At 39.5% G+C, this 14,874-nt stretch carries 14 protein-coding genes; 9 read left to right on the plus strand and 5 right to left on the minus strand.

All coding sequences use genetic code 11. The features are described from left to right. Window positions 1-50: 50 nt before the first annotated feature. The gene (locus JCM9157_RS12500; RefSeq protein ID WP_035665137.1) at window positions 51-1,259 is read left to right on the plus strand and encodes an aminotransferase-like domain-containing protein; all 1,209 of its coding nucleotides are present in this window, start codon (window positions 51-53) and stop codon (window positions 1,257-1,259) included. Between the two features lie 461 nt (window positions 1,260-1,720). Here JCM9157_RS12500 and JCM9157_RS12505 read toward each other — a convergent pair whose 3' ends face one another. The 5 genes from JCM9157_RS12505 to JCM9157_RS12525 all read right to left on the minus strand — a co-directional run bounded on the left by JCM9157_RS12505 (window position 1,721) and on the right by JCM9157_RS12525 (window position 5,484). Next, window positions 1,721-3,073, minus strand: coding sequence for a sodium-dependent transporter (locus JCM9157_RS12505; RefSeq protein WP_439644346.1), 1,353 nt, complete (start codon window positions 3,071-3,073; stop codon window positions 1,721-1,723). A 124-nt stretch (window positions 3,074-3,197) separates the two neighbouring features. Then, window positions 3,198-4,073 (minus strand): zinc metalloprotease HtpX, encoded by an 876-nt coding sequence (htpX, locus tag JCM9157_RS12510; RefSeq protein WP_035665204.1) that lies wholly within the window; start codon window positions 4,071-4,073, stop codon window positions 3,198-3,200. Window positions 4,074-4,119: 46 nt separating this feature from the next. After that, complete coding sequence (locus JCM9157_RS12515) at window positions 4,120-4,671, minus strand: LemA family protein (protein ID WP_035665141.1); 552 nt, start codon at window positions 4,669-4,671, stop codon at window positions 4,120-4,122. Between the two features lie 145 nt (window positions 4,672-4,816). Further along, complete coding sequence (locus JCM9157_RS12520) at window positions 4,817-5,182, minus strand: globin family protein (RefSeq protein ID WP_035665142.1); 366 nt, start codon at window positions 5,180-5,182, stop codon at window positions 4,817-4,819. Then, a complete protein-coding gene (locus tag JCM9157_RS12525; RefSeq protein WP_035665144.1) occupies window positions 5,179-5,484 on the minus strand; it encodes an antibiotic biosynthesis monooxygenase family protein in 306 nt (101 codons plus the stop codon). The genes JCM9157_RS12520 and JCM9157_RS12525 overlap by 4 nt, the downstream gene beginning before the upstream one ends. Before the next feature lie 100 nt (window positions 5,485-5,584). Here JCM9157_RS12525 and iadA point away from each other — a divergent pair, with 100 nt between their 5' ends. The 8 genes from iadA to JCM9157_RS12565 all read left to right on the plus strand — a co-directional run bounded on the left by iadA (window position 5,585) and on the right by JCM9157_RS12565 (window position 14,852). Beyond that, window positions 5,585-6,754 (plus strand): beta-aspartyl-peptidase, encoded by a 1,170-nt coding sequence (gene iadA, locus JCM9157_RS12530; RefSeq protein WP_035665145.1) that lies wholly within the window; start codon window positions 5,585-5,587, stop codon window positions 6,752-6,754. 167 nt (window positions 6,755-6,921) lie between these two features. Continuing rightward, on the plus strand, window positions 6,922-8,064 hold the full coding sequence (locus tag JCM9157_RS12535) for an acyl-CoA dehydrogenase family protein (protein WP_035665146.1): 1,143 nt from the start codon (window positions 6,922-6,924) through the stop codon (window positions 8,062-8,064). A gap of 15 nt (window positions 8,065-8,079) precedes the next feature. After that, entirely contained in the window at window positions 8,080-9,423 is a 1,344-nt protein-coding gene (locus tag JCM9157_RS12540) for an acetyl-CoA carboxylase biotin carboxylase subunit (RefSeq protein ID WP_035665147.1), read from the plus strand. Between the two features lie 7 nt (window positions 9,424-9,430). Further along, a complete protein-coding gene (locus JCM9157_RS12545) occupies window positions 9,431-9,649 on the plus strand; it encodes an acetyl-CoA carboxylase biotin carboxyl carrier protein subunit (RefSeq protein WP_035665148.1) in 219 nt (72 codons plus the stop codon). Between the two features lie 7 nt (window positions 9,650-9,656). After that, window positions 9,657-10,592: a hydroxymethylglutaryl-CoA lyase gene (locus JCM9157_RS12550; RefSeq protein ID WP_035665205.1), complete on the plus strand. Its 936-nt coding sequence runs from the start codon at window positions 9,657-9,659 to the stop codon at window positions 10,590-10,592. Next, entirely contained in the window at window positions 10,573-11,352 is a 780-nt protein-coding gene (locus JCM9157_RS12555) for an enoyl-CoA hydratase (protein ID WP_035665150.1), read from the plus strand. Before JCM9157_RS12550 ends, JCM9157_RS12555 begins: the two co-directional genes overlap by 20 nt. Before the next feature lie 12 nt (window positions 11,353-11,364). Further along, entirely contained in the window at window positions 11,365-12,894 is a 1,530-nt protein-coding gene (locus JCM9157_RS12560; protein WP_035665152.1) for an acyl-CoA carboxylase subunit beta, read from the plus strand. 17 nt (window positions 12,895-12,911) lie between these two features. After that, a complete protein-coding gene (locus JCM9157_RS12565) occupies window positions 12,912-14,852 on the plus strand; it encodes an AMP-binding protein (RefSeq protein ID WP_035665153.1) in 1,941 nt (646 codons plus the stop codon). Window positions 14,853-14,874: the final 22 nt, after the last annotated feature.

Raw genomic sequence — 14,874 nt, forward strand, 5'->3', positions numbered from 1 at the left:
GGTAGTATGGATATAATATTCTAAATTTTATAACAAATAGAGGTGCCACCATGAAGTATGCTTTTGCAAATAGAGTTCGTCATTTGCAATCTTCTGCAGTTAGAGACATTTTAAAAATAGTTGGTAAAGGAGATGTTATTTCCTTTGCTGGCGGATTACCAGATGACGATTTATTTCCATTAGAAGGATTGGAAGATGCATTTACCCGAGTTTTTAGGACGGGAAAAAAATCATTACAATATATGGAGACAGAAGGCTATCGTCCATTACGAGAAGTCATTCTAGAAAGGATGTCAACTAAAGGAATTTCTGGTTTCACAGCAGACGAAGTCCTTGTAACAACAGGTTCGCAACAGGCTATTGATTTATTTTCAAGAATTATGCTAAGTCCTGGGGATGTGGTACTAACGGAAGACCCGACTTATTTAGCAGCTCTTCAAGTTTTTAAATCGTATGAAGCTGAAGTGGTTGCTGTACAGTCAGATGACGATGGGATGCTACCAGACGACCTTGAGGAAAAAATCAAACAATTTAATCCTAAATGTATTTATGTAGTGCCTACTTTTTCAAATCCGGCAGGAAGAGTATGGTCATTAGAACGCCGCAAACAATTAATTGAACTCGTTCAAAAGCACCGAGTTGTTGTGTTTGAAGATGATCCTTATGGAGAGCTTCAATTCACTGAAAATGAAGTGTATACTCCATTGGCTGCATTGGATGATGGAAAACATGTAATGTATACGAGTACTTTTTCAAAAACGGCAGTTCCTGCGTTAAGAACAGGTTGGATCGTTGGACCTTATCAAGTCATTCGAATGATGTCGCAAGCTAAACAGGCCAATGATCTTCATTCCAACTCTTTAGCTCAGCAAGCACTATACCAGTTATGTACACATTATGATTTAAATGCTCATATTGAACATCTAATTAAAGTGTACAAGAGTCGAATGGAAGTTATGGTTAAATGTCTTGAAGAAGCAAATATCCCTAATATCCATTTTGTTAAACCAAAGGGTGGGATGTTCCTTTGGATTGAAATGGACGAACGAATGGATTTAACTTCTTTATTAAATACGGCGGTGGAGCATGGGGTTGCTTTTGTTCCGGGAGAGCCATTTTATGCGGGAACACCAAAACGAAATACTATGAGGCTAAATTTTACTCATTCTACTCCAGAGAAAATTGAAAAGGGCATGAAGTTGCTTATTGAGGTTCTTACGGCAGAGATGAATAAACATTTAGTGGAGATTGGTGAGTAGATTCTTTTAGTTTGTTAAATATAATCCCTTAACATACTCATTAATGAATGTTGTTTTCGTTCATCCTCGAAAAGGTTTAGGGCATTTCCTAACGAATCCGTTTCATTACGCTACAGGCACTTGCTTTCCGCGGGGAGAAAGCCAAGCCCCCACGACATTCGTCTGAAGGTCACTGAAAAAGGTGTGTTTTTTCACCTTTTTCAGTGGCCTCTTAGCAATGAGAGGAACCGTTGCATGCTCTTAAGCCTGCTATGAGTGGGTTTCTCATAGCAGGCGCGCAACGTGTGGAGCCATTGCTACTTCTTTGAATCAGCTACTCTGTGTGGTCTTGGCCTTTCCTCTTTTCCCGCAGGAGTCAAGTGCCTTCCGCTTCATTTCACTGTGAAAACAGACTTTAAAAATAAACACGAAAAAGCAGACGACCGTTTGGTTGTCTGCTTTTTTGTATGTTTTAGATTAAATTAGAATAAGCCGATTGAGCTTAAGAAGACTGCGAAAATGAAGATTGGTGCAATCCATCTGATTAAGAACAACCAAATGTTTCCGAGTACCGTATCTCCGAAATCTGAATCGCGAAGGGCGTCTGCTTTTTTCCATCCCCAACCCATGAATAGGGCGATAATTAATCCGCCAAGAGGGAGGAAGATGTTCGAAGCGATAAAGTCGATTGAATCGAGAATATCACGCCCGCCGATAATACGTACATTAGAAAGTACACCTTGACCAAGTGAAGAAGGAATACCTAAAGCAAAAATTAATGAACCGATGATTAATGATGCTTTCTTTCTTGACCAACTGAATTTACGAATAAAGTAAGCTACAGCAACTTCTAGTAAAGATACTGCTGAAGATAGTGCAGCAGCCGCTAATAAGAAGAAGAATAGTAAACCAAAGATTCCACCGAAGCCAATGCTATCAAATACATCAGGCATTACCATGAAAACAAGTCCTGGTCCACCAGCTGGGTCCATTCCTAAAGCAAACACCGCAGGGAAAATCATTAAACCAGCAACGATAGCAAATAATGTATCTAGTGTAGCTACACTTGCTGCAGCGCCAGGAAGACGCTCTTTATTTGATAAATAACTACCATACGTAATTAAAGCACCCATCCCTAAACTTAAAGAGAAGAAGGCCTGACCTAACGCAGCTAAATAAATGTTAGGATCTTTTAGAGCATTCCAATCTGGTGTGAATAAAAAGGCAAGACCTTCTTGGGCTCCACCAAGGGTTAAGCTATAAATAGAAAGAACAATTAAAAGTACACCTAATAATGGCATTAAAATTTTGTTAGAACGTTCAATTCCTTTTTTAACTCCGACAAAAACAATTCCAATCGTTAAAGCCATGAAAATAAATTGCCATAAAAGTGGCTGAACAGGGTTTGTAATAAAGGAAACAAAAAATGATTCATATCCTTCAGCTGGAGCTGACCATAGAGAGCCTGTTAAATAATTAACAAAGTAGTAAGAAATCCAACCTGCAATTACACCATAAAACGAAAGAATTAAGAATGCGGCTCCAACGCCCATCAACCCAGCAACTTTCCAAGGTTTACCTGGAGCTAATTTTTCGAATGAACCGACTGCATCACTTTGAGCTTTACGCCCAATTGTAAACTCTGCCATGATAATTGGAATACCAATTAAAATGATAAAAGCCACGTAAATTAATAAAAAGGCTGCCCCTCCATTTTCTCCTGTTACATATGAGAAACGCCAAACGTTTCCTAATCCTACAGCGGAACCCATCGCAGCTAAGATAAATCCTAGTCTAGATGCCCACTGCTCGCGTCCTGGTTCTAATGACACGATACACTCCTCCTTTAAACTGCTAAATTGTTTTGTGAATATACTATATCACACGAAATTAAAAATGAATAGAAAATTTTCTGACAATGTAGTTTTTTGTTGAAAAAAGTAGCTAGCAGGGTACTAGCTACATTAATTCTAAGCGTTTAATTCGTTCTTGTGGGATGGGATGTGTGGAAAATAAATTTGTTACTTTTTTCTTTAAGGGATCTGCAAAATATAGCGGGGCAGATGTACTGGATGCTTCTTGAACTGGGGCGTCAATTGCAGTTATCTTCCTTAGCGCAGAGGCTAGGGCTAGTGGGTTTCGGGTTAATTCTACAGCACTGGCATCGGCTAAATACTCTCGGTTTCTTGAAATAGCGAGTCGAATGAGAGTGGCAACAATCGGTGCTAACACTAATAAGAGTAGGGCAAGAATTAGGACGGCTGGATGTTGTTGTTTATTGCGATTCCCCCTAGAAAAGAACATCAACCTAGCGCCGAGATCACTTAAAATAGCTACTGCCGATACAAGTGCTATTGCGATAGTTGCTAACCGGATATCGAAATTTCGAATATGTGCCACTTCATGGGCTAACACACCTTCGATTTCCTCTCGATTTAATCGCCTCATCAAACCTGTAGTGACCGCAACTGCCCCTTTCTGAGGAGAAGTACCAGTTGCAAATGCGTTTGGGCTATTGTCATTAATGATATAAATTTGTGGCATAGGAATTCTAGCAGCCATTGCTAAATTTTCAACTGTATTCCATAAAAAAGGGTCATCGTTCTTCGATTTAATGTGTTTAGCATGGTTCATTTTCATCACAACATTCGTGCTTGAAAGAAGCATCATAATCGTGTAAATACCGCCAATAATACCAGCCAGTATCATTCCACTATAGTAATCGCCTGCTGTTAGATAGGTGAGGGAAGCACCGACTGCTAGGACAAATAGTACAAAACCGGCAACAATAAAGACTGTGTTTCTTTTATTCCGTTCAATTTGTTTATACAAAATCATGAACGTTCCCCTTTTCTACAAAAGTCATGTCGTTTGCCAATCATTAGAAGGTCACTTTCACATTTTCGCGTTCTTCAACTGGAATTTCCAACATGTCCCGTCTTGTGAAATTATGAATAGAGGCAACAAGATTTGTAGGTATCGACTCTGTTTTTGTGTTGTATTCCATGACTGTTTTATTATAAAGCTGGCGAGCATAGGCAATTTTATTTTCTGTTCCTGCTAGCTCTTCTTGTAACATATTGAAATTATTACTTGCTTTTAGATCAGGATAAGCTTCTCTTAACGCAAAAAGCTGCCTTAAGGCTCCTGATAATTCGTTATTTGCTTCGATTTGTTCTTGTCTACTTTTCTTGGGAGCTGTGATTTGATTGCGAAGTTCAACGACTCTAGCTAAAGTTTCTTGCTCGTGTTTCGCATAACCTTTTACTGTTTCAACAAGATTAGGAATTAAATCAAAGCGTCTCTTTAATTGAACATCAATTTGAGCCCATGATTCTTCTACCCAATTACGGTACTTAACTAAACTATTGTAGCTTGTGATCCAAAATAAAACACCAATTCCTAAAACGACTAAAAGAATAATAAAACCCATGTTTTTAATCTCCTCTCAAATACAGTGGTTTTTAATCTATACGTTTATGAATGAGATTCGTTTCATTTTTAGTAGTGCACAGTAAAATTAAAAGTATGTAGGGTTCACTATATAAATAGGAGACTAGTCTAGATGTAGTTCGTGTTTAAACTTTTAAACTAGAAAGACTCTCTAAAGCTTTAGTTAAGTATTGTTTATAGTTTAAAAACCGTTCTTCTTTGAAATCTTGTATAGCATCTTGTATTCGCTCAAAATTATCAATAAGGTGAGCTGTCTGCATTCCTCTTGAAACAAGAACATTATTTAACCAAAGGGCATAGTCTGTGAAGATTTTCTCTTCTCCAATTAGAAAAGCTGTTTCTAAATAATTAAGGTGGTGTTCATTATCTTCACGGCATTTAATTTTGCCACGTTCTCCAAACTTTTCTTCTAATTCAGGGTATTGCTTATAAATGCCGCTTACTATTTGGTCTACTAGTGTAGGATACTGTGTGAAAGGGAATTTTGTCATTCTGCTACCACCTTGAATTGTTGGACTTGAGGGATTATAGCTGCTAATTCTTGATCAGGATACTTTTTTTCGAGTTCATGAATTTGTTTGAATTCCTCGCTTCTTACCCAGTTTAAATATTCTTCTCTTGAATCCCATTCAAGCTGAACAGTTAGTTCACCTTTTTTCGTATTATTTTGAAGGAGTAAAAATCGTTTGAACCCCTTTGCTTGATCTACTAGTTTTGAGCGATTTTCATAAATAGAAATAACTTCTTGTGCTTTTTCTTCTGGTACTTTAAATGTTGAGTGAACGATGTACATGTTGAGCCTTCCTTTCCTTTTTTCCTTTATATATCGTATCATTGTTTAAGAGGAAATTTAAGTGGTTTCTAGTGCAAAACAGAAAGGCAGGAGTGGAAGCATGATGATCGTGATTAGAAATGGTGAAGTGTACTCACCTGAATATATAGGTAAAAAGGACTTATTAATTGCAGGAGAAAAGATTATAGCAATAGCTGATTACATTGATATCTCAACTTTAAATGTGGAAGTAAAAGAGGTTTTTGCGGAGGGACACCTTATCGTTCCAGGATTTATTGATAGTCATGTACATATTATTGGTGGGGGTGGAGAAGGTGGCTTTATGACTAGAACCCCTGAGTTGATGTTAACTCAAGCTACAAAAGCTGGTGTGACAACGATTGTTGGCGTGATTGGAACAGATGGAACAACACGAACGATGCCTGATTTAATTGCAAAAGCAAGAGGTTTAGAAGAAGAAGGAATTACTTGTTATGTTCATACTGGCTCTTATCAAATTCCTGTGAAATCATTAACAGGTTCGATTCAAAGTGACTTAATTCTTATAGATAAAATTATCGGTGTTGGAGAAGTAGCTATTGCTGATCATCGCTCTTCACAGCCTACGGTGGAAGAGCTTAGTAGAATCGCTTCTGAGGCAAGAGTAGGAGGGATGTTGGCTGGAAAATCGGGAGCCGTAAACATTCATGTAGGAGATGGAGATCAAAAGCTATCTTTACTTGAACAAGTAATAAAGACGACTGACATTCCGATTAGCCAATTTATCCCTACGCATATAAATCGTAACCAAGAGCTTTTTCAAGCTGGGGTAGAATACGCTAAAAACGGCGGTTATGTTGATTTCACGACAAGCACGATAAAACAGTTTCTAGAGGAAGGCGAAACTAAATGTAGTAAGGCACTTAAGACGATGCTTGATGCAGGCGTAGACTTAAGACAAATTTCTTTTACATCAGATGCACAAGGAAGCTTACCTGCATTTGATTCTGACGGCAAATTAATAGGATTAAAAATTGGAGATATCAGTTCTCTATTTAATGAAGTTCGCGATGCGGTGTTAGAGGAGAGTATTCCTCTAGAGCAGGCTGTACAAGTTATCACGGTAAATCCCGCAAACGCCCTTAAATTAAAAGGGAAGGGAGAAATTAAAACGGGATATGATGCCGATTTAGTTTTATTAACAAAAGATCTTGAAATCAAAACTGTTATTGCTAGAGGACAGTTGATGATAGAGGATTTTGACATAAAGATTAAAGGGACTTTTGAATAGAAATTGTTAGGGGTTATACCAGGTTATGATACTGACCTAGGGATAACCTCTTATTTTTATTGGTAACGCTTACAATATTGTCATGAATACATTTTTTTCGACGTATAGTGAATGGAGTAGAAGTTACAACTGAGCGACCGCTCACTATTGTCTAAGGGGGAAAGTAGATGAATTTTGAATTGACGAAGGAGCAACAAATGATAAAAGATATGGTTCGAAACTTTGCGACAACTGAAATTGAACCGCATGCGCAATTATGGGATAAAGATTCCACCTTTCCAGAAGAAGTATTCAAAAAAATGGGAGAGCTTGGGTTGCTCGGAATTCCTTTTCCGGAAGAGTACGGTGGTATTGGTGGTGATACGATTTCTTACGCAATTGCTGTTGAGGAGATTGGCCGTGCTTGTGGTGGAACCGGGTTAAGTTATGCAGCTGCCGTTTCACTCGGTGCTAGCCCTATTTACTACTTTGGTACAGAAGAGCAAAAACAAGAATTTCTAGTTCCACTAGCAAGTGGTCAATCACTAGGATCGTTTGGCTTAACAGAGCCGAACGCTGGATCTGATGCAGGAGGGACAAGAACAACGGCTTTTTTAGATGGCGATGAGTATGTGATTAACGGAGAGAAGTGCTGGATTACCAATGCAGGCTATGCCAAATGTGTCATTGTCACGGCGAAAACGGGAGTAGATGAGAGAGGGAAAAATATTATTTCAGCATTTATTGTTCCAACCGAACCAGAAGGTTTCACCATACGTTGCAACTACGACAAAATGGGAGTCCGTGCTTCTAATACTTGTGAACTCATTTTAGAAAATGTCAGAGTTCCGAAGAAAAATGTCCTAGGAGATCTTTCAAAGGGATTTAAGCAATTTCTATATACATTAGATGGTGGAAGAATTTCAATTGGATCCTTAGCAGTGGGCATTGCGCAAGCGGCGTTTGATAAGGCCCTTGCATACTCCAAAGAACGCAAACAATTTGGTCAAACAATTTCAAACTTTCAAGCGATCCAATTTAAGCTTGCTGATATGGCAATGGAGATTGAACTTGCTAGGAATATGATTTATAAGGCTGCTTGGTTAAAAGATGAAAAGAAGTCATTTGCAAAAGAAGCGGCGATTGCAAAACTCTTCTCCTCTGAAATGGCCACTAGAGTTTGCAATCAGTCACTGCAAATTCATGGGGGATACGGCTATATGAAAGAATACGGAATAGAAAAAATGCTAAGAGACGCTAAATTATTAGAAATAGGTGAAGGGACTTCAGAAATCCAACGGCTTGTTATCGCAAGAAAGCTAGGCTGTTAAGGGAGGTGAGCTCAAATGTTTAAAAGGATACTCATCGCTAATCGTGGCGAAATAGCGTTAAGAATTATTCGAACATGTAAGCGCTTGAACATCGAGACCATTGCCATTTATTCAGAAGCTGATAAAGAAGCTCTGCATGTTAAAGAAGCTGATTCTTCTTATTGTGTTGGCCCACCAAAAGTGAATGAAAGTTATTTAAATATCAATAAAATTATTGAAATTGCTAAAGACAGTAAGGCAGATGCTATTCACCCAGGTTACGGGTTGTTATCTGAGAACGCACCATTTGCTAAACGGTGTCACGATGAAGGGATAATTTTTGTTGGACCGAGTGTGGAAATGATTGAATTAATGGGTGAGAAAATCGCTGCGAGAAAAGCGATGAAAACAGCAGGGTTCCCTATTATTCCTGGTACTGAAAAGCCAATTAATGAGGAATCAGAGTTGGTTCAAGCAGCTGAAAAAATTGGATTTCCACTTATGCTAAAAGCCTCTGCTGGTGGAGGGGGGATTGGTATGCAAATGGTTGAAACTAAAGAACAATTATTGAAAGCGGTTACCGGAGTTCGAAAGCGTGCTGAAATGTTTTTTGGGAATGGAGAGATATTTCTAGAGAAAGCTGTTCAAAATGCAAGGCATATTGAGGTTCAACTCCTAGCTGATCATCATGGTCACATCATTCATTTGTGGGAGAGAGATTGCTCTGTTCAACGGAGGCATCAGAAGGTTGTCGAAGAATCACCTTCCCCTTTTTTGAATGACGAACTCAGGAACAGATTGGGTGAGATGGCCGTTACAGCAGCAAAGAAACTCGGCTATACAAATGCCGGAACAATTGAGTGTCTAATTGATAAGGATCACAACATATACTTTCTAGAAATGAATACAAGATTACAAGTGGAGCATCCGGTTACCGAGGAGATAACTGGTTTAGATTTGGTCGAATGGCAGTTGCGGATTGCGGCAGGGGAACAGCTTGCCATACAACAAGAAGAAGTGAAACGTGATGGTCATGCGATTGAAGTAAGGGTATATGCAGAAGACCCTAATACGTTTTTCCCATCGCCTGGGGTGATAAATGAGATTACTCAGCCGTTTGGAAGTAAGATTCGCCATGAATGCGCCGTAGAAGCAGGCAGCAAGGTAACGCCTTATTATGACCCGATGATTGCTAAGTTAATTGTAAAAGGTCAAACAAGACTAGAGGCACTTAAAACACTAAAGGGAGCCTTGAATACGTATCAAATTGAAGGAATCAAAACCAATCTACCGATGCTTAGAAAAGTGATCGACCATCCTGTTTTTCAAGCTGGTGGGGCAACAACTTCTTTTGTGGAAGAACATTATAAAAAAGGATGAGATAAAAATGAATGTAATTAAAACGACGATGGCAGGGAACATCTGGAAAATACTTGTTGCTGTAGGGGATCAAGTAATAGCGGGTCAAGAAGTGGCCATTTTAGAGTCAATGAAAATGGAAATCCCAGTAGAGTCTTTACAGAGTGGAAAAGTTAAAGCGATTAAAAAAGCTGAGGGAGAATTTATAGATGAAGATGAAGTGCTAATTGAGCTGGAAATTAGTTAGGAGGAGCATCTTGACAGATAACGTGAAAATACGTGAGGTTGGGCCGAGAGATGGCTTGCAAAATGAGAAAGTTTGGATTGATACATCAGATAAGGTGGAATGGATCAATCAGCTTTCAGAAACGGGACTATCTTATATTGAATTAACTTCGTTTGTTCACCCGAAATGGATTCCAGCATTAGCTGATGCAAGTGAAGTGGTAAAGGCAGTGAAAAAAAAGAGCAGTGTTACATTTGGAGCATTAGTTCCTAATGAACGCGGACTAGAGCGGGCCCTAGAAGCTAATATTGACGAGGTTGCTGTTTTTTTATCAGCAAGCGAAACTCATAATTTAAAAAACATTAATAAATCAATTAAAGACACAATCCCTGTTCTAAGAGACGTGATCAGAGGCGCCAAATCAAATGGCAAGTCAGTTAGGGCCTATGTGTCGACAGTTTTTGGTTGCCCATATGAAGGGGCCGTCGACATCTATCAAGTAAAGAAACTAGCTGTCTCCTTAATGGAACAAGGGGTTGATGAACTCTCGTTAGGAGACACGATAGGTGTAGCTACACCTAAAGAAATTATAAATGTGATAACAGAGATAAAAAAGGAGATAAAGGTGAGTCAGATAGCACTTCACGCACACGACACTAGAGGAACCGCATTAGCTAATGTTTATGCTGCCTATCTCCTCGGGGTACGCGCTTTTGATGGGGCAGTCGGAGGGCTTGGTGGTTGTCCTTACGCACCCGGAGCATCTGGTAATGTAGCAACGGAGGATTTGGTTTATTTACTAGAAGGACTAGGGGGAAAAACAGGAATTGAATTACAAAGTTTAATAGAAAGTGGAAAATGGATTCAGTCTAAATTAGGGAGAGACCTGCCAAGCCATCATCTTCAACTCGCGTTAGCCACGGAAAATAAGGAGGGTTTTAAAAATGAAAACACTGCTTATTGAACGCAAAGAAAACGGAATTGTTCTTGCCACGTTGAACCGTCCGAAAAAAGCTAATGCGTTATCTCTTCAACTGCTCAGAGAGTTAAATGACTTCTTGTCTTCTATAGAAAATGATCCATCGCTTCGTGTCGTTATTTTTACAGGAAAAGATCATCACGTTTTTTGTGCTGGAGCGGACTTAAAAGAAAGAAAAGAAATGGATGAGCATGAAGTTAGATTTGCCGTTCAAAAGATCAAAATGACAATTAACAGAGTGGCGAACCTAAAGTTGCCAACGATCGCCGCAATGAATGGAACTGCTTTAGGTGGAGGGCTAGAGTTAGCTCTTGCTTGTGATATTCGCATCGGAAGCATGGATGGACTGTATGGCTTAACAGAAACTTCTCTTGCGATTATACCAGGAGCCGGGGGGACGCAACGTCTATCTCGATTAGTAGGGATTGGAAAAGCAAAGGAAATGATTTTCACAGCGAAAAGAATAACAGGTTCCATTGCAGCGGAAATCGGGTTAGTAGAGCAAGTTTGGGAAAAGGAAGAGGTTCTAAATAAAGCGATTGAATTAGCAAGTACCATTGCTCATAATGGACCAATTGCTATTAAAGAAGCTAAAAAAGCTATTAATCTTGGACTTGAAGTTGATTTAAATACCGCATTGACAATTGAAACGAACTCTTATGAAGCGACTATTTTAACAGAAGATCGACTAGAAGGATTAGTAGCATTTCAAGAAAAAAGAAAACCTCATTACAAAGGAAAGTAGGGGAGAGTGAAGATGGAATCAAAAAAAGGATACACAGACTATGTGGAGCAAATAGAGCAAGGAGGAGCTGAAAAATACCATCAACTTAATAAGGAAAAAGGCAAGTTATTTGTGAGGGAACGGCTGAAGCAACTATTTGATGAAGGCACGGAAATTGAAGATGGTTTTTTTGCTAATGCAGTAAAAGATGGACTACCTGCTGATGGAGTCGTAACAGGTATTGGTTCGATCCACGGTCAAACCGTTTGTGTCATGGCAAACGACTCCACTGTTAAAGCAGGTTCTTGGGGGGCAAGAACGGTAGAGAAGATTATTCGAATTCAAGAAACCGCAGAGAAGCTTAATGTTCCCATGCTGTATCTAGTTGACTCGGCAGGTGCGAGAATTACGGACCAAGTTGAAATGTTTCCTGGAAGACGGGGAGCTGGCAGAATCTTCTACAATCAAGTGAAATTGTCTGGTAAAATCCCTCAGTTATGTTTGCTATTTGGCCCATCTGCAGCAGGAGGAGCTTATATTCCCGCTTTTTGTGATGCTGTCATTATGGTGGAGGGTAATGCGTCTATGTACTTAGGATCCCCAAGAATGGCTGAGATGGTGATCGGGGAAAAGGTCTCCTTAGAGGAAATGGGAGGAGCACGCATGCATTGCTCTGTGTCTGGGTGTGGTGATATTCTTGCTTCTTCAGAACAAGAGGCCATCTCATTAGCTCGCACGTATTTGACATACTTTCCTTCAAGTTATAAAGAAAAAACAAAAGAAACAAAGTCGAAAGCAACAAAACCCTTTGACAAGACGATTGAAGACATCATTCCTTTCAATCAAAATGCCCCATTTAACATGTATGATCTAATCGAGCGCTTAGTGGATGAGGAATCATTTTTTGAGATAAAGAAATTATTTGCTCCAGAACTGATTACTGGTTTTGCTCGGTTAGAAGGCCGCACGGTTGGAATTGTGGCAAATCAGCCTAAGGCAAAGGGCGGTGTTTTATTTCCAGATTCAGCTGACAAAGCAGCTAAATTTATTTGCTTGTGTGATGCTTATCATATTCCTCTTTTATTCTTGGCTGATATACCAGGTTTTATGATTGGAACGAAAGTAGAACGAGCAGGCATTATTCGACATGGTGCTAAAATGATCGCGGCTATGTCAGAAGCGACAGTACCCAAAATTTCCGTTGTAGTAAGAAAAGCTTATGGGGCAGGTTTGTATGCAATGGCTGGTCCTGCTTTTGAACCAGATTGCTGTTTAGCTTTGCCGCAGGCTCAAATTGCGGTAATGGGCCCTGAAGCAGCGGTCAACGCAGTGTACGCAAATAAAATAGCCGAACTAGAGGAAAAAGAAAGGCTTGCTTTCATTCAAGCAAAAAGGGAGGAATATAAAGAAAACATCGACATCTATAGACTGGCTTCCGAACTAGTCATTGACGGCATCGTAGAGGGAAATCAATTGAGAGATGAACTTGTCAAACGATTTAAAATGTATGAGACGAAACAACTTCAGTTTAGTGACCGAAAACATCCAGTTTATCCTGTTTGATGAAAAAAGGTGATAATATGTCAACCGTACAATGGAATCCCTCAACGGAAATGATCGCAAACACGAGATTGTATAAGTGGATGAAGAAGCTTGGTTTTACCGACTATAATCAATTTTACAAACGTTCGATTACAGATAGCGAATGGTTTTGGAAGGAGGCTGAAAAAGAATTAGCTATTCCTTGGTATGAACCTTATGACCGGGTGCTTGATGACTCGCACGGGATTGAATGGCCAAAATGGTTTGCAAAAGGAAAATTAAATGCATATAACATGTCTATTGAAAAATGGGTCAATGACCCGGAGCAAAAAAATAATGAAGCTTTAATATGGGAGGGAGAGGATGGGGAAAAAAGAACGTATACTTTTACTACGTTAGCAGGTGAAATAAATAGAGTTGCTGCTGGTCTTGAAAAATTAGCAATTAAACGTGGAGACGTTGTTGCGCTGTATATGCCGATGATTCCTGAAACGGTTATCGCGATGATGGCTGTGGCCAAAATAGGAGCCATTTTTACGCCTATTTTTTCAGGGTATGGTACTGAGGCGATAGCGACAAGGATTAACGCTTCAGATGCGAAGTTAGTCATTACAGCAGATGGTTTTCAAAGAAAAGGCAAAGCAGTCTATATGAAAAAACAGTTAGACGATGCCCTAAATTCTTGTCCAGAGGTTAAAAAAGTTGTAGTTGTGAATCGTCTCGATTCTTTAGCGATAGAGGGCACACAGGATGAATTAAGTTGGAATGATCTTATCAGTAACGAAAGCTTGAGCGAAACAGAACAAATGAACAGTGATGATCCTTTAATGCTTATTTATACATCGGGAACGACAGGCAAACCCAAAGGTACGGTGCATACTCATAGCGGTTTTCCAATCAAAGCCGCGTTTGATGCGGGCATCGGCATGGATGTTCAACAGGGAGACACGCTGTGTTGGTATACGGATATGGGTTGGATGATGGGACCGTTCCTTGTATACGCTGGATTAATAAATGGAGCAAAAATTGTTTTATACGAAGGAAGTCCAGATTTTCCAGAACCAAACCGCTTATGGAAACTAGCCTCCACCTATCAGATTACACACTTAGGTATTTCTCCAACCCTTATCCGAAGTTTAATGAAAGCAGGAGACAGTTGGATCGCTTCTGAATCACTTTCGACTTTACGCGTACTTGCATCGACGGGTGAACCGTGGACGGATGATGCTTGGCTTTGGCTTTTTGAACAGGTTGGAAAAAGAAACATCCCAATATTTAATTACACGGGTGGTACTGAAATTGCTGGAGGAATCTTAGGTAATATTCTCATCAGACCAATTAAACCTAGTTCATTTAATGCAGCTTTACCAGGCATGGCTGCATTCGTTTATGACGATTCAGGGCAATCATGCATCAATCAAGTAGGTGAATTGGTTTTAACAAAACCGTGGGTTGGGATGACAAAAGGTTTTTGGCAACAGCCAAAAAGATATATAAAAACCTATTGGTCAACATGGTCAGAAACGTGGGTTCACGGAGATTGGGCCATTAAAGATCAATCAGGTTACTGGAAAATTACAGGACGCTCTGATGATACGATCAATGTGGCTGGTAAACGGATTGGACCGAATGAAATTGAGTCTGTATTAGCTAGTCACGAATCGGTACACGAAGCAGGTGTCATAGCTGTACCTGACCAGGAAAAAGGTGAAGTAGCAGTTTGCTTTATCGTCTTAAAGCAATCGTCCACTGAAGAACTAGAACAAGAACTATTATCGTATGTAAGCTCAAGGCTTGGAAAGGCATTGAGACCAAAAAGAATACACACCGTAACCGAATTACCAAAAACAAAAAACGGCAAAATCATGAGAAGAGTGCTAAAACAGGCTTATCTACACAAACCAATGGGAGACATCTCAACAGTAGAAAACCACACCGTATTGCAAGAAATAGCTAATTTAAATAAAACGAGGGAGTAATGACTAATGTCTTACTCTCTTT

The sequence above is a fragment of the Halalkalibacter akibai JCM 9157 genome (assembly GCF_000513135.1).
Lineage (GTDB): Bacteria > Bacillota > Bacilli > Bacillales > Bacillaceae_D > Halalkalibacter > Halalkalibacter akibai.